The sequence below is a fragment of the Ensifer adhaerens genome (assembly GCF_002940685.1).
GTDB classification, from domain to species: domain Bacteria; phylum Pseudomonadota; class Alphaproteobacteria; order Rhizobiales; family Rhizobiaceae; genus Ensifer; species Ensifer adhaerens_E.
In genome coordinates this window covers 458165-484310 of sequence record NZ_PNFP01000003.1, presented here as the reverse complement: position 1 = coordinate 484310, position 26146 = coordinate 458165, and the positions used below count along the sequence as shown (strand labels likewise).

Annotated in this window: 26 protein-coding genes and 2 pseudogenes; 17 read left to right on the top strand and 11 right to left on the bottom strand. The window is 63.7% G+C overall.

What is annotated here, in order from left to right; genetic code table 11:
• Position 1 precedes the first annotated feature (1 nt).
• The 3 genes from C1A35_RS08265 to mtnK are packed head-to-tail and all read right to left on the bottom strand — an operon-like array spanning position 2 to position 3304.
• Positions 2-937, bottom strand: a complete 936-nt coding sequence (locus C1A35_RS08265) for a transketolase (protein ID WP_104663853.1) — start codon at positions 935-937, stop codon at positions 2-4.
• Between the two features lie 4 nt (positions 938-941).
• The gene (gene mtnA, locus C1A35_RS08260) at positions 942-2036 is read right to left on the bottom strand and encodes an S-methyl-5-thioribose-1-phosphate isomerase (protein WP_104663852.1); all 1095 of its coding nucleotides are present in this window, start codon (positions 2034-2036) and stop codon (positions 942-944) included.
• Positions 2033-3304, bottom strand: a complete 1272-nt coding sequence (gene mtnK / locus C1A35_RS08255; RefSeq protein ID WP_104663851.1) for an S-methyl-5-thioribose kinase — start codon at positions 3302-3304, stop codon at positions 2033-2035. The genes mtnA and mtnK overlap by 4 nt, the downstream gene beginning before the upstream one ends.
• A gap of 147 nt (positions 3305-3451) precedes the next feature.
• On the opposite strand from mtnK, the gene C1A35_RS08250 reads away from it, so the two are divergent.
• The 3 genes from C1A35_RS08250 to C1A35_RS08240 are packed head-to-tail and all read left to right on the top strand — an operon-like array spanning position 3452 to position 7107.
• Positions 3452-4969, top strand: coding sequence for a sugar ABC transporter ATP-binding protein (locus tag C1A35_RS08250; protein ID WP_104663850.1), 1518 nt, complete (start codon positions 3452-3454; stop codon positions 4967-4969).
• A complete protein-coding gene (locus C1A35_RS08245) occupies positions 4966-6015 on the top strand; it encodes an ABC transporter permease (protein WP_104663849.1) in 1050 nt (349 codons plus the stop codon). Before C1A35_RS08250 ends, C1A35_RS08245 begins: the two co-directional genes overlap by 4 nt.
• Positions 6016-6063: 48 nt before the next feature.
• Positions 6064-7107: a substrate-binding domain-containing protein gene (locus tag C1A35_RS08240; protein ID WP_043619406.1), complete on the top strand. Its 1044-nt coding sequence runs from the start codon at positions 6064-6066 to the stop codon at positions 7105-7107.
• Positions 7108-7164: 57 nt separating this feature from the next.
• On the opposite strand, the gene C1A35_RS08235 is transcribed toward C1A35_RS08240, so the two are convergent.
• The 3 genes from C1A35_RS08235 to C1A35_RS08225 form a co-directional block, all read right to left on the bottom strand.
• Complete coding sequence (locus C1A35_RS08235; protein WP_104663848.1) at positions 7165-7389, bottom strand: DfrB family trimethoprim-resistant dihydrofolate reductase; 225 nt, start codon at positions 7387-7389, stop codon at positions 7165-7167.
• 71 nt (positions 7390-7460) lie between these two features.
• Positions 7461-9515, bottom strand: a complete 2055-nt coding sequence (locus C1A35_RS08230; protein ID WP_104663847.1) for a bifunctional aldolase/short-chain dehydrogenase — start codon at positions 9513-9515, stop codon at positions 7461-7463.
• 55 nt (positions 9516-9570) lie between these two features.
• A complete protein-coding gene (locus C1A35_RS08225) occupies positions 9571-10551 on the bottom strand; it encodes a sugar-binding transcriptional regulator (protein WP_104663846.1) in 981 nt (326 codons plus the stop codon).
• A 290-nt stretch (positions 10552-10841) separates the two neighbouring features.
• On the opposite strand from C1A35_RS08225, the gene C1A35_RS08220 reads away from it, so the two are divergent.
• From C1A35_RS08220 to C1A35_RS08210, 3 genes are read left to right on the top strand one after another with little or no spacing between them, the layout of a single operon-like run.
• Positions 10842-11393 carry a MaoC family dehydratase gene (locus tag C1A35_RS08220; RefSeq protein WP_104663845.1) on the top strand — a complete coding sequence of 184 codons (552 nt, stop codon included), beginning with the start codon at positions 10842-10844 and terminating at the stop codon, positions 11391-11393.
• Positions 11394-11400: 7 nt separating this feature from the next.
• A complete protein-coding gene (locus C1A35_RS08215) occupies positions 11401-12561 on the top strand; it encodes a CaiB/BaiF CoA transferase family protein (RefSeq protein ID WP_104663844.1) in 1161 nt (386 codons plus the stop codon).
• A complete protein-coding gene (locus tag C1A35_RS08210; protein WP_104663843.1) occupies positions 12558-13694 on the top strand; it encodes an ABC transporter substrate-binding protein in 1137 nt (378 codons plus the stop codon). Before C1A35_RS08215 ends, C1A35_RS08210 begins: the two co-directional genes overlap by 4 nt.
• A 45-nt stretch (positions 13695-13739) precedes the next feature.
• On the opposite strand, the gene C1A35_RS08205 is transcribed toward C1A35_RS08210, so the two are convergent.
• The gene (locus tag C1A35_RS08205; protein ID WP_104663842.1) at positions 13740-14720 is read right to left on the bottom strand and encodes a LysR family transcriptional regulator; all 981 of its coding nucleotides are present in this window, start codon (positions 14718-14720) and stop codon (positions 13740-13742) included.
• Positions 14721-14831: 111 nt separating this feature from the next.
• On the opposite strand from C1A35_RS08205, the gene C1A35_RS08200 reads away from it, so the two are divergent.
• Positions 14832-15227, top strand: coding sequence for a nuclear transport factor 2 family protein (locus C1A35_RS08200; protein WP_104663841.1), 396 nt, complete (start codon positions 14832-14834; stop codon positions 15225-15227).
• 25 nt (positions 15228-15252) lie between these two features.
• Here the strand turns inward: C1A35_RS08200 and C1A35_RS08195 are convergent.
• From C1A35_RS08195 to C1A35_RS08185, 3 genes and pseudogenes are all read right to left on the bottom strand, one after another.
• Positions 15253-15345: pseudogene (locus tag C1A35_RS08195) on the bottom strand (IS5/IS1182 family transposase); the annotation flags it as partial.
• Positions 15346-15351: 6 nt separating this feature from the next.
• On the bottom strand, positions 15352-16188 hold the full coding sequence (locus C1A35_RS08190) for an amidohydrolase family protein (RefSeq protein WP_104663840.1): 837 nt from the start codon (positions 16186-16188) through the stop codon (positions 15352-15354).
• Between the two features lie 76 nt (positions 16189-16264).
• Positions 16265-17053 (bottom strand): IclR family transcriptional regulator, encoded by a 789-nt coding sequence (locus tag C1A35_RS08185; protein WP_104663839.1) that lies wholly within the window; start codon positions 17051-17053, stop codon positions 16265-16267.
• Positions 17054-17218: 165 nt separating this feature from the next.
• On the opposite strand from C1A35_RS08185, the gene C1A35_RS08180 reads away from it, so the two are divergent.
• The 5 genes from C1A35_RS08180 to C1A35_RS08160 all read left to right on the top strand — a co-directional run bounded on the left by C1A35_RS08180 (position 17219) and on the right by C1A35_RS08160 (position 22601).
• Positions 17219-18538, top strand: a complete 1320-nt coding sequence (locus C1A35_RS08180) for an ABC transporter substrate-binding protein (RefSeq protein ID WP_104663838.1) — start codon at positions 17219-17221, stop codon at positions 18536-18538.
• 82 nt (positions 18539-18620) lie between these two features.
• Positions 18621-19517, top strand: a complete 897-nt coding sequence (locus tag C1A35_RS08175) for a carbohydrate ABC transporter permease (protein WP_104663837.1) — start codon at positions 18621-18623, stop codon at positions 19515-19517.
• Complete coding sequence (locus tag C1A35_RS08170; RefSeq protein WP_104663836.1) at positions 19517-20383, top strand: carbohydrate ABC transporter permease; 867 nt, start codon at positions 19517-19519, stop codon at positions 20381-20383. The genes C1A35_RS08175 and C1A35_RS08170 overlap by 1 nt, the downstream gene beginning before the upstream one ends.
• 6 nt (positions 20384-20389) lie before the next feature.
• On the top strand, positions 20390-21487 hold the full coding sequence (locus C1A35_RS08165; protein WP_104663835.1) for an ABC transporter ATP-binding protein: 1098 nt from the start codon (positions 20390-20392) through the stop codon (positions 21485-21487).
• A gap of 1 nt (position 21488) precedes the next feature.
• On the top strand, positions 21489-22601 hold the full coding sequence (locus C1A35_RS08160) for a mandelate racemase/muconate lactonizing enzyme family protein (protein WP_104663834.1): 1113 nt from the start codon (positions 21489-21491) through the stop codon (positions 22599-22601).
• Here C1A35_RS08160 and C1A35_RS37330 read toward each other — a convergent pair.
• A pseudogene (locus C1A35_RS37330) lies at positions 22524-22721 on the bottom strand (hypothetical protein); the annotation flags it as partial. The gene C1A35_RS08160 and the pseudogene C1A35_RS37330 sit on opposite strands and share 78 nt — an antisense overlap.
• On the opposite strand from C1A35_RS37330, the gene C1A35_RS08155 reads away from it, so the two are divergent.
• The 5 genes from C1A35_RS08155 to C1A35_RS08135 are packed head-to-tail and all read left to right on the top strand — an operon-like array spanning position 22673 to position 26140.
• A complete protein-coding gene (locus C1A35_RS08155) occupies positions 22673-23002 on the top strand; it encodes an L-rhamnose mutarotase (protein WP_104663833.1) in 330 nt (109 codons plus the stop codon). The pseudogene C1A35_RS37330 and the gene C1A35_RS08155 overlap by 49 nt on opposite strands.
• The gene (locus C1A35_RS08150; RefSeq protein WP_104663832.1) at positions 22995-24074 is read left to right on the top strand and encodes a Gfo/Idh/MocA family protein; all 1080 of its coding nucleotides are present in this window, start codon (positions 22995-22997) and stop codon (positions 24072-24074) included. Before C1A35_RS08155 ends, C1A35_RS08150 begins: the two co-directional genes overlap by 8 nt.
• Before the next feature lies 1 nt (position 24075).
• The gene (locus C1A35_RS08145) at positions 24076-24522 is read left to right on the top strand and encodes a MaoC/PaaZ C-terminal domain-containing protein (RefSeq protein WP_104663831.1); all 447 of its coding nucleotides are present in this window, start codon (positions 24076-24078) and stop codon (positions 24520-24522) included.
• Between the two features lie 10 nt (positions 24523-24532).
• Positions 24533-25267: an SDR family oxidoreductase gene (locus C1A35_RS08140; protein WP_104663830.1), complete on the top strand. Its 735-nt coding sequence runs from the start codon at positions 24533-24535 to the stop codon at positions 25265-25267.
• Positions 25268-25294: 27 nt separating this feature from the next.
• Positions 25295-26140 carry a fumarylacetoacetate hydrolase family protein gene (locus C1A35_RS08135; protein WP_104663829.1) on the top strand — a complete coding sequence of 282 codons (846 nt, stop codon included), beginning with the start codon at positions 25295-25297 and terminating at the stop codon, positions 26138-26140.
• Positions 26141-26146: the final 6 nt, after the last annotated feature.

Below are 26146 nucleotides of genomic sequence, written 5' to 3'. Positions count from 1 at the left end.
TTCAGGCCCCTTTCATTGCGTCGACGTCGACGCCGAGCTCGGCTGCAAGTGCCGCCTGCATTTCCAGCCGCTCGTCCGCGCTCTTGAAGCGAACGTAGTGAAGTCGCGGGAAACGTTTCTTCAGGAACTCCATGCCCTGGTAGGGCGAGGTGTTGGCGAGGATCACCAGCGGCTTGCCGGGTTCGGCGCTGCCGGCCGCGTTTCTCAACGCGTCCAGATCGTGGCCATCCACCGACCGGCAGGTGACGCCGAAGGCGCTGACGCGGGCTGCGAGATCGCCGAGATCGAGCACCGACGACATGGCGCCGTCGCATTGCTGGCGGTTCACGTCGACGACGACGCGGATGTTTTCGATGCCGTGATAGCTCATCGCTGCAAGGCACTCCCAGGTCTGTCCTTCCTGGAACTCCCCATCCGACATGTAGACCCAGATCTTGCCCGGCTCGTTCTTCTGCAGCCGTGCCCAGGCAACGCCCGAGGCCATGGAAAGCCCCTGCGCCAGCGATCCGGTCGTCACTTCCATGCCGGGACTGTGTTCGGCCCCGATCATCTCGACCGAGCCGCCGTCCTTGTTGAAATGATCGAGCGCGTGTTCGTCCATGCGCCCCATCTCGATCAACGCCGAATAGATGACGAGCGCATAGTGGGCGGGCGAGATGAAGAAGCGGTCGAATGCCGGCCCGACCGGTCCGTGGTAGCCGGCGCCGGTGAAAGCGTCGGGATTGTGCGCCGAAGGAACGCCGCGGAACGGCAGCGGCACCTTCGGAAGGGTCGGCTCGCCCAGCGTCAGCAGTTCGTTATAGAGCAGCGCAAGGCTTTCGGCTGCCGAGCAGGCCTGGCTCAGATAGCCGCCATTGTTCTTCATCGTGTGGAAGAACACGCGCCGGCGGATGCCGAGCGCGATCTCTTCGGTTGAAACCCGGTTCGTGAGTGTCATCGTCTCAGCTCCGTTCTGGGAAAAGCGCCTTGAGGCCTTCGGGCGACGGCGTTGCGATGCCGCGCTCGGTGATCAGGCCGGTGATGAGGCGCGCGGGCGTGACGTCGAAGGCCGGATTGGCGGCGGGGCTGCCTTCCGGCGAGATGCGCACACTGGCAATCGTGCCGTCGCTCGCGCGCCCCTGGACGAAGCTCACCTCGTCGGCGGTGCGCTCCTCGATCGGGATTTCCTTGACCCCGTCGCGAACCGTCCAGTCGATCGTCGGCGAGGGGAGGGCGACGTAGAAGGGCACACCGTTGTCGCGCGCGGCCAGCGCCTTCAGATAGGTGCCGATCTTGTTGCAGACATCGCCGTTGGCCGTCGTGCGGTCCGTGCCGACGATGACCATGTCGACATCGCCATGCTGCATCAGGTGTCCGCCGGCATTGTCGACGATCAGCGTGTGCGGCACGCCGTGGCCGTTCATCTCCCAGGCGGTGAGATAGGCGCCCTGATTGCGCGGGCGCGTCTCGTCGACATAGACGTGAACCGGAATGCCTTCCTCGACCGCCATGTAGATGGGCGCGGTCGCAGTGCCATAGTCGACGGTCGCAAGCCAGCCGGCATTGCAATGGGTAAGGATGCGCACGGGTTCGCCCGGGCCCTTCTTCGCGGCAATCTCGCGGATGACCTTCAGGCCGTTTGCGCCGATGGCGCGATTGAGTTCGACATCTTCCGCGGCGATCTCCGCGGCGCGATCATAGGCTGCCTTGGCACGCTCGCCTTGCGGCAAGGGGCGCAGGTGGTCGCGCATTGCATTCAGCGCCCAGCGCAGGTTGATGGCGGTCGGGCGGGTTTCGTTGAGTTCTTCCCATACGGCGTCGAGATGCGCGTCCGACGGGTCCTTCGCCATCGCGATCGCGACACCGTAGGCGGCCGTGACGCCGATCAGCGGCGCGCCACGCACCCACATGTCGCGGATGGCAACGGCCACGTCCGCGACCGTCTTCAAGGTTACGACGCGAAACTCGTGCGGCAGCCAGCGTTGGTCGATGATATCGACGGAGCGGCCGTCCTCGTTGAGCCAGATCGTATGGTAGTGGCGTTCTCCGACTTTCACGCTGATGTCTCCTTCTGAAGGCGCTCCGCAAGTGCGCGGATGTCCTTGAGGCTATGGATATGGTGCCGGTTGACGGCGAGATGACGCCCAAGCTTCAGCGCCTTTTCTTCGCAGGCGGCACGGCGGTCGGGATCGGCGATGGTTTCGAAATCGGCATTGTGGGCGAGGCCCAGGATGCGGCGATGCATCTCGACGCCGGCAAAGCCCAGCATCTCGCGCCAGATCTCGTCGATGACGATGTCGAGCGCCTGTTCGGCGCCGAACGGGTCGTTGCGCGCCTCAAAGAGGCTTGCCTGGTAGAGAATGCCGTTGCGCTCCGTCCGCCAGAGATGGGCGAATTCGGCGCGGAAGGTCTCCCAGATGACTTCGATCGTATCGAGCAGATAGGCGCGCATGCCGTCGCGGGCACTGGGCGCGCTTTCGTGGCCACTCTGCGAGAAGTAGCTCATCCAGAAGTTGGCGAGCAGCATGCCGACGTCGAAGCTGATCGGTCCGTAAAAGGCAAACTCCGGGTCGATGACGCGGGTTTCGTCGTCGGTCACCATCACTGACCCTGTATGCAGGTCGCCGTGGCAGAGCGTTTCGGCTTTTGCCGAGAACAGATGTTTCAGCCGCTGCGCCTCGACCTTGAGGTCGCGGTCGGCGCGGAGCTCGGCGACAACGGGATCGAGTTGCGGCGTGGTGTGGCGATTGAGTTCGGCCTCGAAATAGGGGTCGGAAAACACCAGGTTCTCGGTGATATCGCAGAGCTCGATATTGTCGGCGAAAAGCGCAAGGTCCGCCTTCTTCTCGCGCGTGGCCATCGAGAGATCAGAGCCGCGAAAGAGCGTGCGTGCAACGAAGAGACCGAGATCACGGCCGATCTTCGGCAGTTGCCGCCCGTCGATCAGCGCGCGCCTCAAAATGACGTGAGGCGTCAGGAATTCCATGACGATGAGCGCCTGGGATTCGTCGAAGAAATAGATCTCCGGCACAAGCCCGGGGTCGCGCGCAGCCTGGCGCTTCAGCGCGTGATATTCGAAGTAGGAGCGCTTCAGCGGCAGCGGCCAGCTTTCGCCGACAAGGCGCACATAGGGCAGCGCCTGCTTGACGATGGCAGCACCCGTGTCGCCCGTCACGATGAAGACCAGGTTGAGGTTGCCGTCGCCAACTTCCTTGACGCTCCAGCGCGACGAGTCCGCCCCGATCTTTTCTCTCAGAACGGCGTTGCCACCGAGTTTTTCCGGCAACGTCGCGGCGCTCAGCGCCTTGAAGACCTGCTTGTCCATATCGTTCTCCTCCAACGCATGGCGCGGGCCTCCACCGCTCGCAGCCATGCCGTGTGTGGTCACAACTAAGGCGGCATGATAGCAAATGTCAATGGCCTTGACATTTGACGGAAGCCTATCCTAACCTGCCTTCATCGGGAGGAGAGAATGAGCGAACAGGCAGTGTTTCGCATTGAGGGCGTGCGCAAATCCTTTGGGCCGGTACCGGTGCTCAGAGGGGTGGACCTCGATCTCAAGGCAGGGGCGGTTACAGTCCTGATGGGCGCCAACGGCGCCGGCAAATCCACGCTCGTGCGCATCCTGAGCGGCGTCTACACCCGCGATGCCGGCACGATCACGCTCGCCGGTATGCCCTTCGAGCCGACGACACCGGCCGAAGCGATCCGCGCGGGCGTTGTCACCGTGCACCAGAACATCAATGACGGGGTCGTCGCCGATCTCGATGTGGCGACCAATCTCACCCTCGACCGGCTGAACGGACGCGGCGCGCGGCTGTTCTTCAACCCGCGCCGGGTCCGGCGCGAGGCGGCAGCCGTCGCCTCCCGCATGGGCCTTGCGATCGACCTTGGCGCCAACATCAACGACCTGACGCTTGCCGACCGCCAGATGGTGGCGATCGCCCGTGCCATGGCGCACGAGCCGAAGGTGCTGATCCTCGACGAGCCGACCTCGTCGCTGTCGAGCGCGGAGGCTGACCGGCTTTTCGATCTCGTCGACCGGCTGAAGGCGCGCGGCGTCGCCATTCTCTATATCTCGCACCGCATGTCGGATATCCGCCGCCTTGCAGACAGTATCGTGGCGCTGCGTGATGGCCGCATCAGTGGCCGGTTCGAAGGGCCGGAGCTGGACTATGAGGGCGCGGTCAACGCCATGCTCGGCCGCAAGGTCTCGGCCGGCGCCGTTGACCTTCGCGACGGCGGCGCTCCGGTCTTTGCAGTTCGCGGCCTCAAGCTGTCGGACCAGGCGCGTCCGTTCGATTTTACCCTTCGTGACGGTGAAATCGTCGCCGTCACCGGGCTCGTGGGCGTCGGCAAGACCGCGCTCGCCGAAACCCTGTTTGGCGCGCGCGCACCCTTTGCCGGTGAAATGACGCTCGACGGCGGGCGCTATGCGCCGGCAAGCACCGGCCGGGCCATTGCCCGCGGTGTCTTCCTCGTCGCCAAGGATCGTGCCGAAAGCGGTATCGTCCCTGACTTCAACATCTACGAAAACATCAGCCTGCCATTCCTGCGCCGGCTCTCGCGCTTCGGCATATCGAGCCGGCGGGCGGAAAAGAACAAGGCACGCCAGCAGATTGCCGCGCTTGGCGTCGTCTGCCGCAGCGAGCGGGACGAGCTGCAGACGCTATCGGGCGGAAACCAGCAGAAGGTCATGGTCGGGCGCTGGCTTTCCGAGCCTTCGCGCCTGCTCATCCTCGACGAACCCTTCCAGGGCGTCGACATCGCCGCACGGCGCGATATCGGCGAGAAACTGCGCGCATCGGCGGCCGGGCGTGCCACGATCCTCTTTCTGACCGAAATCGACGAAGCCTTCGAAGTCGCCGACCGCATCCTCGTGATGTCGGAGCACACCATCGTCGGCGAGCATCGCAATGCCGACATCGACGTCGAGCGGCTTCTGTCGGAAATCGCCGGTCAATTCTATCAGCAGGTCCATGCGTCATGAGCACTGAACAGAGCAATTCCGCAGCATCGGTCGCCGTCCCTTCGAGCGGGTCGGGGATCCGCGAGGCAGCGATCAAATACGGCTTCCTGGTGCTTCTTGCCGGGATGGTCCTCTATTTCTCGCTCGTCACCGGCGGATTCGCCTCGCCGCAAAGCGCCGTCTTCATTCTGCAGTCCGTATCGATCACCGGCATCCTGGCGCTCGGCGTGACGGCGACGCTCGTCGTCGGTGGGTTCGATCTCTCGATCGGCTCCGTCGCAACGACGGCGATGATGGCCTCGTCCTATGTGATGGTGGTAATGGGCGGCGACGCGCTGACGGCGACGCTCGTCTGCCTTGCCATCGGGGTGCTGGTCGGCTTCATCAACGGCGTCATCATCGTCTACATGCGCGTCCCCGACCTGCTCGCAACACTCGGCATGATGTTCCTGCTGCTCGGTCTCCAGCGCATTCCGACCGAAGGCAGGTCGATCGCGACAGGCATGACGCTTCCCGACGGTTCGGTCGCTGCGGGCACCTTCAGCCCGGCCTTCCTGGCGCTCGGCCGCCACCGTTTCGATTTCATCCTGCCCAATCTCGTTCCGGTGTCGGTGGTCGTGCTGATCGTGCTTGCGATCGTGATCTGGTTCTTCCTCGAATACACCCGCTTCGGCCGCATGATGTATGCCGTCGGCTCCAACGAGCGTGCGGCCGGTCTCGCCGGCGCGCCGGTCAATGCCTACAAGATCTCCGCCTATATCATCTCCGGCGTCTTCGCCTCGATCGGCGGCATCCTGCTTGCCGCCCGCCTCGGCCGCGGCGACATTGCATCGGGCAACAACCTGCTGCTCGATGCGGTTGCCGCCGCGCTGATCGGTTTTGCCGTGCTTGGCGCCGCCAAGCCGAACGCCTTCGGCACGGCGATCGGCGCGCTCTTCGTCGGCATCCTGCTGCAGGGGCTGACGATGATGAACGCCCCCTATTACACCCAGGATTTCATCAAGGGCGCCGTGCTCGTCGCTGCCCTGATCTTCACCTTTGCGCTCTCGAAAAGAGGCAAACGCTGAAGCTGTTCTTCAGCGGAAAACAAAAGTTCACCAGTGGAGGAGACTGACATGAACATGACTCGCAGAAGCCTGGGCCGCTTGACGCTCGGGTTGATGGGGGCGGCCGCCTTCGGCGTGCCCTCCTTTGCCGCCGACATGCCGAAGCCGTTCGACAAGGCCGGCGACGTGAAGATCGCGCTCGTGCGCTATCTTTCGACCGGCGACTTCTTCCAGTCGTATCTCGCCGGCGTCGAGGCGCAGTCGAAGGCGCTTGGCGTACAGCTGCAGGTCTTCGACAGCCGCCAGGATGCAGCGCTCCAGGCGGACATGGTCGACCAGGCGATAGCACTCGGCGTGCAGGGCATCATCATCCAGCACGGCCTGACGGAATCGATGAAGGAAGCGGCCCAGCGCGCCGTTGACGCCGGCATCAAGGTCGTTGCCTTCGACGTCAATGTCGAGAACGAGAAGATCCCGCAGATCGAGCAGTCCGACCGCGACCTCGCCCGCCTTGCCCTCGAGCAGGCCGTCAAGGACAATGGCGAAAGCTTCAAGGCCGGCTACGTCTATGTCGCCGGCATCGCGCCGCTCGACCGCCGCGACGAGACCTGGAAGGAATTCAAGGCGAAGTATTCCGGCATCGAGGAAGCCGCCCAATTCGGCACGATGGACAACCCGATCGCCAACTCGGTCGCCAACCAGGCCCGCGCGGTGATTTCGGCCAAGCCCGACATCACCGTGATGTTCGCGCCCTACGACGAGTTCGCCAAGGGCGTGAAGATTGCTGTCGACGAGGCTGGCCTGTCGTCGAGCGTCAAGATCTACTCGGCGGACATTTCGACATCGGACATCGCCGCCATGCGCGAAGCGGGTTCGGCCTGGACGGCGACGGCTGCCACCAACCCGGCCGTCGTCGGCCAGGTCTCGGTCCGCTCGCTCGCCATGCTGCTCGCCGGCGAAGACCCGGGCCGCCAGGTCGTCGTGCCGCCGACGCTGATCACCCAGAAGGACCTGAACGATCAGGACATCAAGAACATGGAAGAGCTCGGCGTGAAGCTGCCGCAGTTCGCCCATGCGGATGTCGCCATGCCGGCATGGATGCCGAAGCCCTAATCTCCCAAGACGAAACGAAAGGGGGCGGTTGATCGACCGCCCCCTTTTTTGTCCTGACTACTCTTGTTCGCTCTCCGCCGTTGGCGGCACCCAGGTTTCGATTGCCGTCTCGGGGTAGATCTGCACCGAGCCGGGCTCGAAGTGGCTCTCGATCGCATAGCCGAGGCTGGTCAGGTCTGTCCGGTACCAGCCGACGATCTTGCCGCGCCACGAGGCGCGGCCTTTCTTCGCGGCATAGTCACCCATTTGAAACGCGGCATCCGAGGGCCAAGGATCAGCCATGTCATCTCCATCCGAACAACTCTAGCGGGAGGATGCATGATGGCACGCTTTGACCCTCGGGCGGAAGACCGTCAGCGCATGGCGGCCGCGATGTTGCCGCCGTCGACGGTCGTGACATCCGCCGTGGTCCGTTCCGCAAGCGCGTGGTGCACGAAGGCGCGGGCCACATCCTCGGCCGTTACTTCAAGGCCGAGCAGGTTCCCGCCCATATAGTCCTTGACCGAAAGACCGCGCGCCGCCGCACGGTTGGCGATCATCTCGTCGTTGAGCAGGCCGGAACGGATGCGGTCGGCGTTGACGGCATTGACGCGGATGTGGTCGACGCCATGTTCAAGCGCATATTGCCGCGACAGGAACAGCGTCGCTGCCTTCGGCAGGCCGTAGGCGCCGAACTTCGCACCCGGGTTGACCGCCTGCTTGGAGGCATTGAAGAGCAGCACGCCGCCGGTCTTCTGTGCCTTCATGATGCGCACGGCATTCTGGGCAACGGTCTGATGGGCAAAGAAGTTGAGCTCGAAGCTCTTGCGCAGCAGCGCATCGTCCATCGTCGCGATCGGGCTTTCCCAGGCGGCACCGGCATTGGAGACGACGATATCGACGCCGCCGAAGGTCGCGACCGCCTGGTCGAAGGCGGCGCGCACGGATGCGGGATCTGTGATGTCGCAGGCGATGCCGATCGAACTGTTGCCGGCGGCTTTCGCGACCGTCGCGGCCTTTTCGCCGTCGAGGTCGAGCACGACGGCGTGTGCGCCCTCGGCGACGAAGGCCTTGACGATGGCAGCGCCGATGGCGCCGGCACCGCCGGTGACGAGCGCGACCTGACCGGTAAACGGCTTGGGCTTGGCGCCGGCGAGCTTCGCCTGCTCCAGCGACCAGTATTCGAGATCGAAGAGATCCGGCCGGCTGACCGGCTCGAAGCGACCGACGGATTCTGCGTCGCGCGCCGCCTCGATCCACATCTCGCCGACATCGACGGCGATCGTCGCATCCTTGTAGGTCCGGCCATGGCCGAACATGCCGAGCCCCGGCACCAGCGTCAGGCGCGGCATGGGATCGAGCATGATGCGCTTGACATCGTCGCGGGCATCATTGCTGCGGAAATACTCGGTATAGTCGGCGGCAAAGGCGACAACGCGCTCGTCGATCACGGCCCGATAACCAGGGAGATCGTCCCTGGCCGGCGCCGGAAGCACCATCGGACCGGTCTTGATGCGGATGGAAAGGTCGGGCGTCGAAACGCCCCTGGCCGCCATCTCCTGAACCTGGGCGGCGTTGACGAAATCGAGGATCTCAGGCGAGGAACGGAAGACGCTGACCATCCGCTCATAGCGGCCTTCACCCCTGTCGACGGCAACGGCGCCGCGCAGCATCGGCGCGATATCGGCAGGGCTGGCGAGCGCTGCTGGCAGGGTGGCGGGCGTAAACGGATGCCGCCCCTTCGCCTTCACATGCTCTTCGGCAAGCGTGACGTAGTGGATCATGCGGTCGTAGGCTTCCTTCGCACTCTCGCCGAAGGTGAAGATGCCATGCTTGTCGAGGATGAGCCCCTCGACCGTCGGGTCCTGGTCGAAGACTTCGGCCGCCGCCTTGGCGAGCGCGAAGCCCGGCATGATATAGGGCACGAAACCCATCTTCTTGCCGAAAAGCTCGGTGCACATTTCCCGGCTCTTTGCCTGGTCGGCAATGGCGAGAATGGCGGTCGAATGGGTGTGGTCGACGAACTTGTGCGGCAAGAAGGCGTGCAGCAGCGCCTCCACCGAGGGATTCGGCGAGGCCGGGTCGATGAGGTTGGCGCGCAATAGCGTCACCATGTCCTCGTCCGACAGCCTTTCGAGTTTGCGGCTCTTGAGCAGAGGGGCGATCTTGACGGCCGGCAGGCCTGCAGGCTCGATCGTGCCCATGTCCCAGCCACTGCCCTTGACGCAGAGCACGGCATGGGTATCGCCGACGAGGTCGGTTATTTCCGTCTTCACCGAGGTATTGCCGCCGCCGTGCAGCACGAGCCGCGGCTCGCCGCCGAGCAGCCGCGTCGTATAGGTCCGCAGCGCCAGATCGCGGCCGATGCCCTTTGCCAGATAGCCCGCAACGACCGTCTCCGCCTCGTCGTCACGCCAGAGATTTTCCATAAGTAGCCTCCCGATAAACCGGCCCGGCCGGTATCGGCGGACCCAAATTCGAGGCTCAGGGAGCGCCTGAGCCGCTCCTGCCGAGCCCTTCGCGGTTCCAGCGAACAAGAACCTTGCGCGCCATCGATTCCGTGATGACGAGATGCGAGGCGAAGCCGCCCTTCAAGGCCGCCATCAGCGGTTCGAACTTGCTGTCCTCCTGGACGACCAGCATGCGCTTCTTGATCGTGCGAATGGAATCGAGATCGGCCGAGATGCAGCGGCGATTGTGCGCGCAGTCCATCCATTGGCCGTCGCGGTCGATGAGTTGCCCGGCGATGACGCCCGCCGCGCCCTCTTCGCCCATTTCATGCATGTCCTTTGCCGACAGCGCGCCGCACTTGACGAGGTGGCTGTCATCCTCGATGCCGCCCACCGAATAGAGGGCGAGGCCGCAGTCGGAAATGGTCGCAAGCTGCTCCTTGATCACGGGCTCGCCGCGCAGTTCCTCGGCAAGGCGCTCGGACGAAAGGACGAGGGGCGCATAGAAATTGATGCCCTCGGCATTGAGGCGGCGGGCGATTTCGGTCGTACATTGGTCGGGACGATAGGAATAGGGCGCGCCGAGATTGCCGCAAAGCTGCACGACGGTGACGCCGCGCAGATCGGCAAAGGGCATGACGTCGGCGATGTGATAGACCGTGCGGCCCCAGGCAACACCGATCCGGTCACCCTTGTTGATCAGTTCGAGAAAGACCGAAGCGGCAACGACAGGCATTTCGGCCGTCGGGTCCATGGCCTGCCGGTCCTCCGGCACGAGCCAGGCGGTCGTCAGGCCGGTCGCGTCCTCCAGCTCGCGGGCAAGAACGTCCTGAGAAAACAGCTCGGTCGACGTGGTAATCGTGACAATGCCCATCTCGCGGGCCTTGCGCAGATACATGGCGATCGATGCGCGGGATATCTCCAGCCGCTGCGCCACTTCGTCCTGACGCAGGCCGTGCGTATAGTAGAGCCAGGCGGCCTTGTGAATGATCTGGTCGGTGGCTCTGATGGGCATCGGCTGGTCTTTCGCAGATTGGTTCTGACATATTCCATCTATACTGACAAAAGTCAACGACATTGACGAATGTCGCGCCTTGTCCGCGCGGCAGCGGTTGCCGCCTTCCCGAACGACTGTCGCTGCAGCGCCGCATGCCGCCAGAGGCACCCATCGGCCAACAGCGGGTTGCAATCACCATCCATATGTGAACATACTATTCATATAAGGATCCGGACCGGATCGAGCGGCGCCCGCCATTGAACTGCCGGGCGACCGCAATTGCCGACTTTTGCATGAGGGACTGACCAATGGATGACTTCACACCCACTGTCGGGGTGTCCTCGACCCGCCCCGCCGACATGCCGCAAGACCATGCCGACCTGCCCGTCTGGAATGCGGAAAACTGGTTCTACGAGGATTGGCCCGTGGGGCAGCGCATCAGATCCCTGCGCCGCACGATCGCCGAGAGCGACAGCCACCTCTTCAACACGCTGGTCGTCGACATCCATCCTTATGTGCAGGATCAGATGTTTGCCGAGCGCGAGGGGATCTTCGGCAGGCGCCTGGTCGCCGGCGCCTTCGTCTTTTCGGCCGGACTCGGACTGGTCGCCACCAACTGCGTCAACGCCTTTTCCTATGGCTATGACAAGCTGCGCTTCATCAAGCCCGTCTTCATTGGCGACACCATCTACGCGATCCGCACCAACATGGACAAAACGCCCCGCTACAAGGAGCTCGGGCTGATCCGAGCCAGCTACCAGGTCTTCAAGGGCGAGGGCGAACTGGTGCTCTACTGCGAGCATCTGCAGACCGTGAAGTACAAGAATCCCGCTGATTTCGTCGGCAAGACCGAGAAGTAAGATAGCAATGACTGTTGAAAATGAACTGCCGCTCTCTGGCCTTGTCGTCGTCGACATGAGCCAGTTCCTCTCCGGCCCCTATTGCTCGCTGCGCCTCATGGATCTCGGTGCGCGCGTCATCAAGATCGAGCGACCCGACGGCGGCGACCTGTCGCGGCGGCTCTATCTCAGCGACACCGAGATCGGTGGCGATTCGACGATCTTCCATGCCATCAACCGCGCCAAGGAGAGCCTGGCGATCGACCTCAAGAACGAGGCCGACCTTGTCGCCCTGAAGACGCTGCTCGCGAAAGCCGACGTCGTCATCCAGAACTTCCGCCCCGGCGTCATCCAGCGCCTGGGACTCGACTACGAGGCGGTCAAGGCGATCAACCCGAAGATCGTTTACGCCTCGATCAGCGGCTACGGCGAGGAGGGCCCCTGGGTAAGGCGACCGGGACAGGACCTGCTCGCGCAATCGCGCTCCGGGGTCATGTGGCTGAACGGCGACGAGGGCCAGGGGCCGGTGCCCTTTGGCCTGGCGATCGGCGACATGCTTGCGGGTGCAGCCGCCGCGCAAGGCATCCTTGCGGCGCTCGTCCGGCGCGGCATTTCCGGCAAGGGCAGCCTGATCGAGACCAGCCTGCTCGAGGCGCTCGTCGACTTCCAGTTCGAAGTGCTGACGACGCACCTGAACGACGGCCGGCGGCTGCCGGCCCGCTCCGGCTTCCGCAGCGCCCATGCCTATCTCTCGGCGCCCTACGGGGTCTATCCGGCAAAGGACGGCTATCTCGCCATCGCCATGACCCCGATACCGAAGCTTGCGGATCTCCTGGAAATGCCAGAACTCGACGCCTATCGCGATGATCCGGCCTCCTGGTTCTCCGAACGGGACAAGATCAAGGCGCTGATCGCCAAGCGGATCGCCGAAAACACCATCGACCATTGGCTCTCATTGCTTGAGCCGGCAGACATCTGGTGCGCCCGCGTTCTCAACTGGAACGAACTGCTCGAAAGCGAAGGTTTCCGGGTGCTCGACATGCTGCAGACGGTCGTGCGTGAAGACGACGTCTCGATCCTGACGACGCGATCGCCGCTGAGGGTCAACGGGAAGCGCGCCCAGGTCGATCGCGCCGCACCGCGCATCGGCGAGCATAGCCTCTCGATCCGAGAGGAGTTCGGCCTGTGAGCGTCACCTTGAAGGGCATGACCTGGAGCCACCCGCGCGGCTACGACCCGATGATCGCCTGTTCGCGGCTCTGGCAGGAGCGCACCGGCATCACCGTCGAATGGGACAAGCGGTCGCTGCAGGACTTCGAGACCTATCCGGTCGAGGAACTGGCACGGGCCTATGATCTCATCGTCATCGACCATCCGCATGTGGGCCAGATCACCAAGGAAAAGTGCCTGGCGCCGCTTGACGTCGCGGGCCGCGAGGCGGAGCGAAAGGCACTTCTTGAGGCAAGCGTCGGCCGCTCCTATCCGAGCTACACCTGGCAAGGACGGCAATGGGCGTTTCCGATCGACGCGGCGACCCAGGTGCAGGCCTGGCGGCCGGACCTGACGGAGCGCGCCGATAGCTGGTCGGAGATGCTGGATCTGGCGCGCCAGAGCAAGGTGGCGCTGCCGATGCGCCCACCACATTCGCTGATGTGCTTCTACACGCTCGTCGCCAATCTCGGCCATGCCTGCCGCAGCGACGGGGAGGGGCAATTGATCGAGGTGGATGCGGGCATCGACGCCTTCGAGCGTCTGCGCGAACTGACGGACCTGATCGATCCCGCCTGCTTCTCGATGGACCCGATCGCCGTGCTGGAGACGATGAGCGATCCGGCTTCTAAGGCCTTGTGCGCGCCGCTGATCTACGGCTATGTCAGCTATGCCATGCCCGGATTCCGGCCGGCTCTCGTCACGTTCGGCGATATCCCGGTCGCAGGAAACAATGGTCCCGTCGGCTCCGCCCTGGGCGGAACAGGTATTGCCGTCTCGGCCTTCTCGCAAGCGCGTGACGCGGCGATCGATTTCGCCTATTTCATCGCGAGCGACGAGGTCCAGCGCGGCCCCTATGCCTCAGGCGGCGGACAGCCCGGTCATGCGGCCGCCTGGGACGACCAAGTCGTCAATGTCGCGACCTCGGACTTTTATCGCGCCACCCGCAAGACGCTCGAGGGAGCCTGGGTTCGTCCCCGGCACGATGGCTACATGGCCTTCCAGCAGGCGGGCTCGGATCGCATCAATGATGGGCTGCTGCGCAAGGATCCCGCGCGAAAAGTCGTGGAGGACCTCAATCGCCTGTTTGCGGAGACCTTTGTTCCCGCCTGACCAGCCGGCGAGCGCTGCCCGCGCTTGGCGGCAGTGCGCCCCGCGTTACTGGTCTGGACGTAGACCTCGAGGAACAGCCGCGCCGATCGCCGCCGCTGTCTCTACGCCGTTAATCTCGCGCGGGCCGCCGCGGATGGTGTCGATCACGGCGCGAAGCGGCGGCGCCATCCGCCGTTGGGCCGGATAGCAGAGGTAGTAACCGGGAAAGGGGGCGGACCAGGCCTCGAGCAGCGCGATAAGGCGACCCTCAGCGATGTGGGGCGCGATCAGCTGCTGGCTGGCGAATGCAATACCGACTCCGTCGACCGCCGCTTGCACCCCGAAATCCTTCATGTTGGAGATCAGTGGGCCGTCGATTGCGACCTCGAACCACTTGCCGTTTTCCATGAACTCCCATTTGTATCGCGTCTTCTGCCCGGGCCATCGCCAGCCGATGCAGCGATGGGCGAGAAGGTCGCGCGGATGCGCCGGCGTGCCGTGCCGGGCGAGATAGTCGGGCGAGGCGACCGCGGTCTGGCGTAGGTCCGGGCCGAGTTTCACCGCAATGAGGTCCTTGTCGATCACCTCCCCGAGGCGGATGGCGACGTCATAGCCTTCGGCCACGAAGTCCACGACGGCGTCGTCGAGCGTGACGTCGAGCACTACCTGCGGATAGGCGTCGCTGAAGTCACGGAGGATCGGCGTCAGGTAGAGGTCCGCGGCCGCCCGGAAGCAGTGCACCCGCACGGTCCCGGCGGGATGGGCGCGGCGCTCGCGGGTCTCGCCCAGCGCCTCTGCCAGTTCCTCGACGGCGGGCTGTACCCGTTTGAACAGCTTGGACCCCGCCTCGGTCAGGGAGACGCTGCGGGTGGTGCGGTTGAACAAGCTGACCCCGACACGCTCCTCGAGCCCCCGCACCATCTGGCTGAGCGCCGAGGATGACACACCGAGGTTCTCGGCCGCCCGGCTGAAATTCAGCGAATCGGCGACGGCTACGAAGGCGCGGAGCTGGTTGAAGTCTCCGGCAGACGGAAGGGAAGGTTTCATGATCGTCCTCGATTGCTTAGCTCAGCTTATAAGGCTGATTAGCGCGCGCGAACTAACCATTGCCGCCCCGTCCTTATAGTCTGCTGGACATTGGAGTTGAAGGGAACCACCATGACGCAGCAGAACACGCACCCGGCCGGAAACATAGATGAATTGATCGCCTTAGCCAAAACCTACTTCGATGCCGCCTATGCGATGGACGCTGACAAGTTCGCGACCATCTTCGACCCCGCGGCCTTGGTCACTAGGCGCGGCGATGGCAACAGCGTGGTGGTTACCCCTGTTGCCGCTTGGCTCGATGCGGTCCGGAGCCTGACCTCACCGCAGGATGCCGGCAGCGTGCGCGCCGATCAAATCCTCTCCATCGCCATTGCCCGTGACATGGCGCTGCTCAAGCTCCGACTGCGGATCCCGCCCCGCGAGGTGACCGATCTGCTGTCGTGCTTTTACCTCAACGGGCGCTGGCAGATCGTCCAGAAGGTATTCGCCGCCGAGATCCTGGCCTGAAAGATCTGCCATCGATCCTCGTCCCGCCAAGCCGTTCGGGCAGATTGCGCCAGCGGCCAACCGACCGGGCCATCCATAAGAGCGCATCCAAGAGCTTTCGGTTATCGGCCCGCGGCCCTCCACCCTAAGCGAGCTTCCAGATGCGCCGCGCATTGCCAGAAAGCAGCTTGCGTTTTTCCTCCGCGCTGCAGCCTTCGATAAGCGCATGGGTCGCCCCGACCCAGGTCGAGAGGTTACCGCCGAGCGTGCAGACCGGCCAGTCGCTTCCCCAGACGATCCGGTCCCAGCCGAAGACGCCGATCGTGTGCTCGACATAGGGACGCAGCGTTTCGACCTGCCAGGTCTCGTCGGCATAGGCGACGACGCCTGAAATCTTCGCCGTCACGTTCGGACGGCGGGCGATCTCGCTCATGCGTTCGCGCCAGGGATGTTCAGTGCCGGCGCGAATGTCGGGAACGCCGCAATGGTCGAGGATGAACTGAAGGTCGGGCGCAAGATCGGCAAGCGCGATCGCCTTTTCGATCTGGTGCGGCAGCACGCAGAGGTCGAAGGTGAAGCGGCGTCCGCCAAGCTTGCGGATGTTGTCGCGGAAGGTCGGCTGCTCGGAGAGGTCGTCGGGCATGACATGCAGCACCCGGCGAAACCCTTTGACGAAGCCGTGTGCCTCCTGACGCTCGAGATAGGCCGCAAAGCCATCGTCTTCGGGCCGGCAGGCGGCGATGGCGCCCTTGAGCAGACTGTCCGGCTGGCTTGCGAGCCGCGCGATTTCGGCCGTCTCCTTCTCGATCTCCGAGGGCGCGACGTCGACCTCCATGTGCAGAGCCGCCTCGATGCCGAGCCGGCGGGCCTCGCGCTCATAGGTCGCGTACAGAAAGTCGTGGTCGAGCGCCGGCACCCCGGAAAGCCACGGATAGCTGAGCTTCGCCCTGTCGATGAGGTGAAGATGGGTGTCGATGATCAAGGCGCTTCTCCTCCGATTGGCAGCCCACATAAGAATGGGTTATTCAAATAAGAAGTACGGCCGTCGCAGGCCGGCGTCAATCGGTTGCCGGCACCACGTCCGAACCCGCAAGCGTCGACAGTTGCTCGGCTGTTTTCAGAAGCAGGGCGATGGTTTCGGTGATATCCGGGGCCGACGGCGCGTTGACGAGTGCGATATAGGGCACGGTCAACGCGGCAATCCCCCGTCCATCGGGCCCGAGGATCGGCGCCGAGAGGTTGTAGACGCCGGCCGTCTGGGCGCTCGCCATCATCTCGTAGCCGCGCTCTTGGATCTGGTCGAGGCGGGCGTAGAACTCCGGTCCGCGCGGAACCTCGTCCTTGCTCTTGGCATGTTCCGCAATCATCATCTCGCGCTCTTCGACCGAGCGGAAGGCGAGCAGGATGTGGCCGGAGCCGGTATCGAACAGGCTGATATGCGATCCCACCCGGATCGAGATCCCCCAGTAATCAGGCGCTTCCTGCTGGGCGATAACCACAGCGGAGCCGCGGTCGAACACCGCGAGGTGGTTTGCCTGCTTCGAGCGCTGCGCCAGATCGCGCATCAGCGGCGTCGCGTAGGAGGCAAGCCGGCGCACCGGCGCATGCAGTTGCGAAAGCCCGAACAGCTTCAGCGTCAGCGAATAACGATCGCCGTCGATGCGGGTGACATAGCCGCGTCGCACCAGCCGGTCGAGCATGCGGTAGAACTCGTTCGGGCTCCGGTTCAGGCGCTTTGAGATCTCCGCCTGCGTCAGTCCGCCGTCGACGCTGGCGAGCAGCTCGAGAATGTCGAGCCCCTTATCAAGGGCCGGTGCGCGATAGCGATCTGACTCTTCGGTATCCATGAAGCCTCCTTAGTGAATATTGATATCCATATACGCAGAAGAAGCCGCCGACAAAGGAAAGTTCTCCCTTGACGCCTCATAAAATTGTTGTTTGTATATGAATTAGTTTCTCACAAATGAGAAAGTCGCGCCGGGAAGAGGGCGTGAACCAGGGAGGGAGTGGAAATGGAAAGGCTGCTTGCCGGCGTCTCTGCCGGCGTCCTTATGCTTGCCTGCGCGATGGGGGCGGCCAGCGCCGCGGACCTGCCCGGCAAGTTCGAAGGCGTCACGATCGACGCCAAGCTGATCGGCGGTCAGCAATACGAAAAGCTCTATGAGCGCATCGGAGAATGGGAGAAGGCGACCGGCGCCAAGGTCAACATTCTGTCGAAGAAGAACCACTTCGAGCTCGACAAGGAGATCAAGTCGGACATCGCGACCGGCGGCGTCAGCTGGTGCGTCGGCTCCAACCACTCCTCCTTCGCGCCGCAGTATCCCGACATCTACACCGACCTGCTCGCGTTGCTGCCGCCGGAAGAAATCGCCAAGTTCGTGCCGGCGCTGATCGATGCCTCGACGCTCGACGGCAAGCTGGTGATGCTGCCGCGCGCCCAGTTCGACGTGTCGGCGCTCTATTACCAGAAGAGCCTCTATCAGGACGAAGCCAAGAAGACGGCCTTCAAGGCCAAGTACGGCTACGATCTCGCGCCGCCGGACACCTGGGCGCAGGTGAGCGACCAGGCCGAATTCTTCGCAGCACCGCCGAACTTCTACGGCACGCAGTTCGCCGGCAAGGAAGAGGCGATCAACGGCCGCTTCTATGAAATGCTGGTCGCCGAGGGTGGCGAATATCTCGACAAGGACGGCCGCCCGGCCTTCAATTCCGAAGCCGGCGTGCGCGCGCTCGACTGGTTCGTCAAGCTCTACAAGGACAAGGCGGTGCCCCCGGGCACGACCAACTATCTCTGGGACGACCTCGGCCAGGGCTTTGCCTCGGGCTCGATCGCGCTCAACCTCGACTGGCCTGGCTGGGCGAGCTTCTTCAACGACCCGAAGTCCTCCAAGGTCGCCGGCAATGTCGGCGTGAAGGTGCAGCCGGCCGGTTCCTCCGGTAAGCGCACCGGTTGGTCGGGCCATCACGGCTTCTCGGTAACCGAGGACTGCGCCAACAAGGACGCGGCCGCCTCGCTCGTCTGGTGGCTGACCAACGAGGACAGCCAGAAGCTGGAATCGGCAGCCGGCCCCCTGCCGACGCGGACGGCCGTCTGGGAATACAACATCAAGCAAGCCGCAGGCGACGCCTATAAGACAGAGGTGCTGCAGGCCTTCCAGGAAGCTGCCAAGCATGCCTTCCCGGTTCCAAAGACCGCCGAGTGGATCGAGATCTCCAACGCCGTCTATCCGGAACTGCAGGCCGCCATCCTCGGCGACAAGACGTCGAAGGAAGCGCTGGATGCCGCCGCCGAAAAGGCGACCGGCATTCTCGAAGACGCGGGCAAGCTCTGACCCCTGACCAAAGAGGCGGCGCCGATGCCTTGAGGGCGCCGGCGCCGCCTCAGCCATTTCATATCATCCTCAGGACTGCCCGATGAAGCTCAAGAAATTGTCAGCACCGGCCCTGCTTCTGCTTCCGGCCTTCGTCGTGCTTGCGGCGGTCATCGTCCTGCCGCTGATGTTTTCCTTCTATTCGAGCTTCACGCCGTTCCGGTTGACCAGGCCTGAGACGTTGTGGGTCTTTGTCGGCCTGCGCAACTACATGACCGTTCTCGGTAATGCCGAGTTCTGGATCGCCTTCGGCCGCACCGTGCTGTTGCTGACGGTGGCGCTCAATGCCGAAATGCTGCTCGGCCTCGGGCTGGCGCTGCTCGTCAACAAGGCGACCCATGGCCAGCGCCTGCTGCGCACCATGATGATGTTTCCAATGATGTTTTCGCCGGTGCTGGTCGGCTTCCAGTTCAAGTTCCTGTTCAACGACAATATCGGCTTCGTCAACAATGCGCTGCAGTCGCTGGGGCTGACCGACCAGGCGATCCCCTGGCTGATCGACGGCAATCTGGCGCTGCTTTCCATCATCATCGCCGAAGTCTGGTCCTCGACCGCCGTCTTTGCCATCCTGATCCTTGCCGGCCTGCTTGCGATGCCGAAGGATCCGGTCGAGGCCGCCCATGTCGACGGCTGCACGCCCTGGCAGACCTTCCGCTATGTCACCTGGCCCTATCTCATGCCCTTTGCCTTCATCGCCATGACGATCCGTTCGCTCGACGTGGCGCGGGCCTATGACATCGTCAAGATCATGACCGATGGCGGCCCGGCCAAGCGCACCGAGCTTCTGTGGACGCTCGTCGGCCGCACGGCCTATGCGGACGCCCGCATGGGGCTCGCCAACGCCATGGCCTATGTCGCGATCCTGTTGTCGATCGTCTTCACCGTCTATTTCTTCCGCAAGCTCGCCGCGGCGCGCCAGCAGATCGGAGCCGAGTGGTAATGGATATCAACGCTTCGCACCGCCTGCGCCGCCGCCTGCTCAAGACAGCGCATCTGATCGGCCTGTTTCTCGCCATGGCGGTGATCTGCCTGCCCGGCCTCTGGATCGTGCTGTCGTCATTGCGCCCGACCGTCGAGATCATGGCGAAGCCGCCGGTCTGGATCCCTGAGAGCATTTCGCTCGATGCTTACCGCGCCATGTTCTCGGGCGCGGGGCAGGGGGGTGTTCCCGTCTGGGACTATTTCCGCAACTCGCTGATCATCTCGGTGACCTCGACGGTGATCGCGCTTGCGATCGGCATGGCCGGCGGCTATGCCTTTGCCCGCTACCGCTTCAAGGCGAAGTCGGCGATCTTCCTCGGCTTCATGCTGACGCGCGCCGTGCCCGGCATTGCGCTGTCGCTGCCGCTGTTCATGCTCTACGCCCGCACCGGCATCATCGACACGCACTTCTCGCTGATCCTCACCTATGTGGCGCTCAACGTGCCCTTCACCATCTGGCTGATCGACGGCTTCTTCCGGCAGGTGCCGAAGGATCTGGCGGAGGCCGCCCAGATCGACGGCTGCACGCCGTGGCAGGCATTCTGGCAGGTGGAGTTTCCGCTCGCCGGTCCCGGCATCGCGTCTGCCGGCATCTTTGCGTTCCTCACATCCTGGAACGAATATGCACTCGCCTCGCAGATCACCCGCTCGGTCAATTCCAAGACCCTGCCGGTCGGGCTTCTCGACTATACCGCCGAATTCACCATCGACTGGCGCGGCATGTGTGCGCTCGCCGTCGTGATGATCATCCCGGCGCTGACCCTTACCTTCATCATTCAGAAGCACCTCGTCTCGGGCCTGACCTTCGGCGCGGTGAAAGGATAATCGTTCATGGCTCCTGTCACCCTCAGGAAACTGGTCAAGCGCTACGGCGCGCTCGAGGTCGTCCACGGCATCGATCTCGAGGTCAAGGACCGCGAGTTCATCGCGCTCGTCGGACCGTCGGGCTGCGGCAAGTCGACGACGCTGCGCATGATCGCGGGGCTTGAAGACGTCAGCGACGGCGCGATCGAGATCGGTGGCCGCAAGGTCAACGACCTGCCGCCGCGCGCCCGCAACATCTCCATGGTCTTCCAGTCTTACGCGCTCTACCCGCATATGACGGTCGCCGAAAACATGGGTTTTTCGCTGAAGATCGCAGGACGCAAGCCGGACGAGATCAAGGTGCGTGTCGACGAGGCGGCTGCCATCCTCGATCTTAGCCATCTCCTGGAGCGGCGGCCGTCGCAGCTTTCCGGCGGCCAGCGCCAGCGCGTCGCCATGGGCCGCGCCATCGTGCGCCAGCCCGATGTCTTCCTGTTCGACGAACCCTTGTCGAACCTCGATGCGAAGCTGCGCACCCAGGTGCGCACCGAGATCAAGAAGCTGCACGCCCGCATGCAGGCGACGATGATCTACGTCACCCACGACCAGGTCGAGGCGATGACCCTATCCGACCGCATCGTCATCATGCGCGACGGTTACATCGAGCAGGTGGGCACGCCGGAAGAAGTGTTCCAGCGCCCGGCCACAAAGTTCGTCGCCGGCTTCATCGGCTCGCCGCCGATGAACATGGACGAGGCGATCGTCGACAACGGCACGCTGGTCTTTGTAAGCGGCATGCGGCTGCCGATCCCGCCGCGTTTTACAAATGCGCTGCGTCCCGGCCAGAAGGTGACGTTCGGCCTCCGGCCCGACGATATCTATCCGAGCGGCCACGGACTACATGCCGGCGATCCGGCCGCCGTGCACGAGGTGGAATTGCCGGTGTCGATCACCGAACCGCTCGGCAACGAGACGCTCGTCTTCATTCAGTTCAACGGCCGCGACTGGGTTTCACGCATGCTCAATCCGCGCCCGCTTACCTCGGGCGAGAAGGTGCGCATGAGCTTCGATCTCTCCCGCGCCCATCTCTTCGACATCGATACCGGCAAGGCTCTGGAAGGCTGACATGGCAAGAATCGAGAAAATTGAACTGCGCATGGTCGACCTGCCGCCGAAGGTGAAGCGGACCGATGCAATCCAGAGCTTCGTCAGCCAGGAAACGCCCATCGTCACCATCACCGACAGCGATGGCGCGACGGGCACTGGCTACAGCTACACGATCGGTACCGGCGGTTCGTCGGTGATGCGGCTGCTCTCCGACCACCTGGTGCCGATCCTGATTGGCGAGGACGCCGATTGCATCGAGGCGATCTGGCACAAGATGGAGTTCGCGACCCACGCAACGACGATCGGCGCGATCACCGCGCTGGCGCTGGCCGCCGTCGACACCGCCCTTTGGGATATGCGCGCCAAAAAGCAGAAGCTGCCGCTCTGGAAACTTGCCGGCGGCGCCAAGGATAGCTGCCCGCTCTACACCACCGAGGGCGGCTGGCTGCATATCGAGAAGGAAGCGCTCGTCGAGGATGCGCTCGCCGCCAAGGCCAAGGGTTTTTCCGGTTCGAAGGTGAAGATCGGCAAGCCGCATGGCTCGGAGGACTATGATCGTCTGTCGGCCATGCGCAAGGCGCTCGGCGATGGCTTCGAGATCATGACGGATTGCAACCAGGGCTTCACTGTCGACGAGGCGATCCGCCGGGCGTCCCGGCTGAAGGAGCTGGATCTCGCCTGGATCGAGGAGCCGCTGCCGGCCGACGATCTCGACGGCCATATCCGGCTGACGCGCTCGACGCCGACGCCGATCGCGGTCGGAGAATCGATGTATTCGATCCGCCACTTCCGCGAATACATGCAGAAGGGCGCCTGCTCGATCGTGCAGGTGGACGTCGCCCGCATCGGCGGCATCACGCCGTGGCTGAAGGTGGCACATGCGGCGGAAGCCTTCGACATCCCGGTCTGCCCGCATTTCCTGATGGAACTGCATGTCAGCCTCGTCTGTGCCGTGCCGAACGGCAAATATGTCGAATACATTCCGCAGCTCGACGATCTGACGACGAAGGGCATGGAGATCAAGAACGGCCGCGCTTTAGCGCCGTCCGAGCCGGGCATCGGGATTTCCTGGGACTGGGACGCGGTGAAAGCACGCTCGATCGGCGAATTCACCCGCGAGTTTCGTGGCTAAAGCAATTCCAGCAAAAGTGTGAAGCGGTTTTGCGTTCGGAATTGCGCAATAGGACGAGGCGGAGAAGCAAGATGCAGCGAATGGGAATGGTGATCGGCCTCGAAGCGTCGAAGATCGCAGAATACAAGGCGTTGCATGCCGCCGTCTGGCCGGAGATCCTCGCGCTGATCTCCGAGTGCAACGTCACCAACTACTCGATCTTCCTGAAAGAACCGGAGAACCTGCTGTTCGGCTATTGGGAATATGTCGGCTCGGATTTCGAGGCCGACATGGCCAAAATGGCGGCACACCCGAAGAACCAGGAATGGTGGTCTGTCTGCATGCCCTGCCAGAAGCCGCTTGAGACGCGCCAGGAAGGCGAGTGGTGGGCGATGATGGAGGAGGTTTTCCACCATGGCTGAGAATTTCGACCCCGGCGCGCTCAGGCAGTGGTGGCCGAAGCCCGCTAAACCGCGGCCGATCGTGATCTTCGGCGCCGGCAGCATCGTCGGCGACGCGCACCTGCCGGCCTATCGCCAGGCCGGCTTCCCGGTTGCCGGGATTTACGATCCCGACCATTCCAAGGCGACTGCGCTTGCAGACAAATGGTCTATCCGGGCCTTCGACAACGAGGCGGACGCGCTTGCTGTCGAAGGTGCGATCTTCGACCTCGCGACCCCGCCTGCCGCCCACGCGCCTATCCTCGCCAAGTTGCCGGTGGGCGCTGCCGCCCTCATCCAGAAGCCGATGGGGTCGGATCTCGCGGCGGCTACCGCCATTCTGGAGATCTGCCGCACACGCAAGCTCAAGGCCGCCGTCAACTTCCAGCTTCGCTTCGCCCCGATGATGCTGGCGCTGAAAGATGCGATCGCCAAGGGCTACCTCGGCGAGGTCGTCGATTTCGACGCCTGGCTGGCGCAGGCAACCCCCTGGGGCCTGTGGCCGTTCCTGAAAGGTCTGCCGCGCATCGAGATCGCGATGCACTCGATCCACTATCTGGATCTGGTGCGCGGCCTGCTCGGCAATCCCTTGGGCGTGCATGCGAAAACGATCGGCCATCCGAACCACGAGGTCGCCCAGACGCGCACGGCTGCGATCCTCGACTATGGCGATCGCGTGCGCTGCGCGCTCTCGGTCAACCACGACCACGATTTCGGCCGCAAGTTCCAGGCCTGCGAATTCCGCATCTCCGGAACCTCGGGTGCGGCCTACGTCAAGCTCGGCGTCAACCTCGACTATCCCAGGGGCGAGCCGGACGAGCTCTGGATCCGGCCCGCAGGGGCGGCCGACTGGGTGTCGGTCCCGCTCGAAGGCGCCTGGTTCCCCGATGCCTTTGTCAACCGCATGGCCAATCTGCAGCGTTTCGTCGTGGGAGAGGACCAGGAGCTGATCGGCTCGGTCGAAGATGCCTGGCAGACGATGGCCCTGGTCGAGGCCGCCTATCAATCGAGTGCCGCGCCGGCAACGGCGATCGCGGCCCTTCCGGGACGATGACATGTCGGAACAGATCATCCATTTCGAAGACTATGAGCTCGGCCATGAGCGCCTGACGACGGGTCGCACGATCACCGAGACCGACTTCGTCGTCCATGCCGGCCACACCGGCGATTTCTTTCCGCACCACATGGACGCGGAGTTCGCCAAGACCCTGCCGGGCGGCCAGCGCATCGCCCACGGCACCATGATCTTTTCGATCGGCGTGGGGCTGACCGCATCACTGATCAATCCGGTTGCCTTTTCCTACGGCTATGATCGTCTGCGTTTCGTGCGCCCTGTTCATATCGGCGATACGATCCGCACCCGCGTGACGATCTCCGCCAAGGAGGACGATCCGAAGCGGCCGAAGGCGGGCCGCGTCGTGGAACGGTTAGAAGTTATCAACCAGCGTGGCGAGGTCGTTCTCGCCGCCGACCATATCCTGGTCGTCGAACGCAAAGCATGAGGGATCGAGAATGACAGCGGATCTTAAAGGCAAGGTCGTCCTGATTACGGCTGCGGCTCAAGGCATCGGCCGCGCTTCGGCTTTGGCCTTCGCAAAAGCCGGCGCCAAGGTGCACGCGACCGACATCAACGCCGATGCGCTCGCAGCACTCGCCAAGGAAACCGACGTCGAGACGCACCGGCTCGACGTGCTCGACACGCAGGCCGTCGAAGCGCTCGTCGCGAAGATCGGCGCCGTCGATATCCTCTTCAACTGCGCCGGCTTCGTCCATGCGGGCTCGATCCTGGAGATGAAGGACGCCGATCTGGAATTCGCCCTCGACCTCAACGTCAAGGCGATGATCCGCACCATCCGTGCGGTGCTGCCGGGCATGCTTGCGCGCAAGGATGGCGCGATCATCAACATGGCCTCGGTCGCTTCCAGCATCAAGGGTGTGCCGAACCGCTTCGCCTATGGCGTCACCAAGGCGGCCGTCATCGGTCTCACGAAGGCCGTCGCTGCCGATTACGTATCTCAGGGCATCCGTTGCAACGCCATCTGCCCCGGTACGGTCGAAAGCCCGTCCCTGCAGGACCGCATGCGCGCTCAGGGCGACTATGAAACGGCGCGGGCCGCCTTCATCGCCCGCCAGCCGATGGGCCGCCTCGGCACCCCGGAAGAGATCGCCGACCTTGCCGTCCACCTCGCGGGCGCCACCTATACGACCGGCCAGGCCTATGCCATCGATGGCGGCTGGACCATCTGACAACACACAGAAGCAGGAAGCAGAGACATGAAACTTCTTCGTTACGGCCTCCCGGGTCAGGAAAAGCCGGGCATCCTCGATGCGAGCGGTACCTTGCGCGACCTCTCGGGCCACGTCGCCGATTTCTCCGGCGCCGCACTCGACCCCGACAAGCTCGCCGAACTAAAGGCGCTCGATCTCGCCGGCCTGCCCGCTGTCGACGGCAACCAGCGCCTCGGCCCCTGCGTCGCCGGCACCGGCAAGTTCATCTGCATCGGCCTCAACTATTCCGACCATGCCGCCGAGACCGGCGCCACGGTTCCCTCCGAGCCGATCATCTTCATGAAGGCGACGTCGGCGATCGTCGGTCCGAACGACGACCTGGTCATCCCGCGTGGCTCGGAGAAGACCGACTGGGAAGTAGAACTCGGCGTCGTCATCGGCCGCAAGGCAAAGTACGTCACCGAGGCCGAGGCCCTCGACTACGTCGCCGGTTACTGCACCGTGCACGATGTTTCCGAACGCGCCTTCCAGATCGAGCGCCAGGGCCAGTGGACCAAGGGCAAGTCCTGCGACACCTTTGGCCCGACAGGCCCCTGGCTCGTGACCAAGGACGAGGTCCCGGATCCGCAGAACCTGCCGATGTGGCTGAAGGTCAATGGCGAGACCATGCAGAACGGCTCGTCGAAGACCATGGTCTATGGCGTCGCCTATCTCGTTTCGTACCTGTCGCAGTTCATGTCGTTGCAGCCGGGCGACATCATCTCCACCGGCACCCCGCCCGGCGTCGGCATGGGCATGAAGCCGCCGCGTTACCTCAAGGCCGGTGATGTCGTCGAACTCGGCATCGAGGGCCTCGGCAGCCAGAAGCAGTCCGTTCGCGCGGACAATTGATACCCA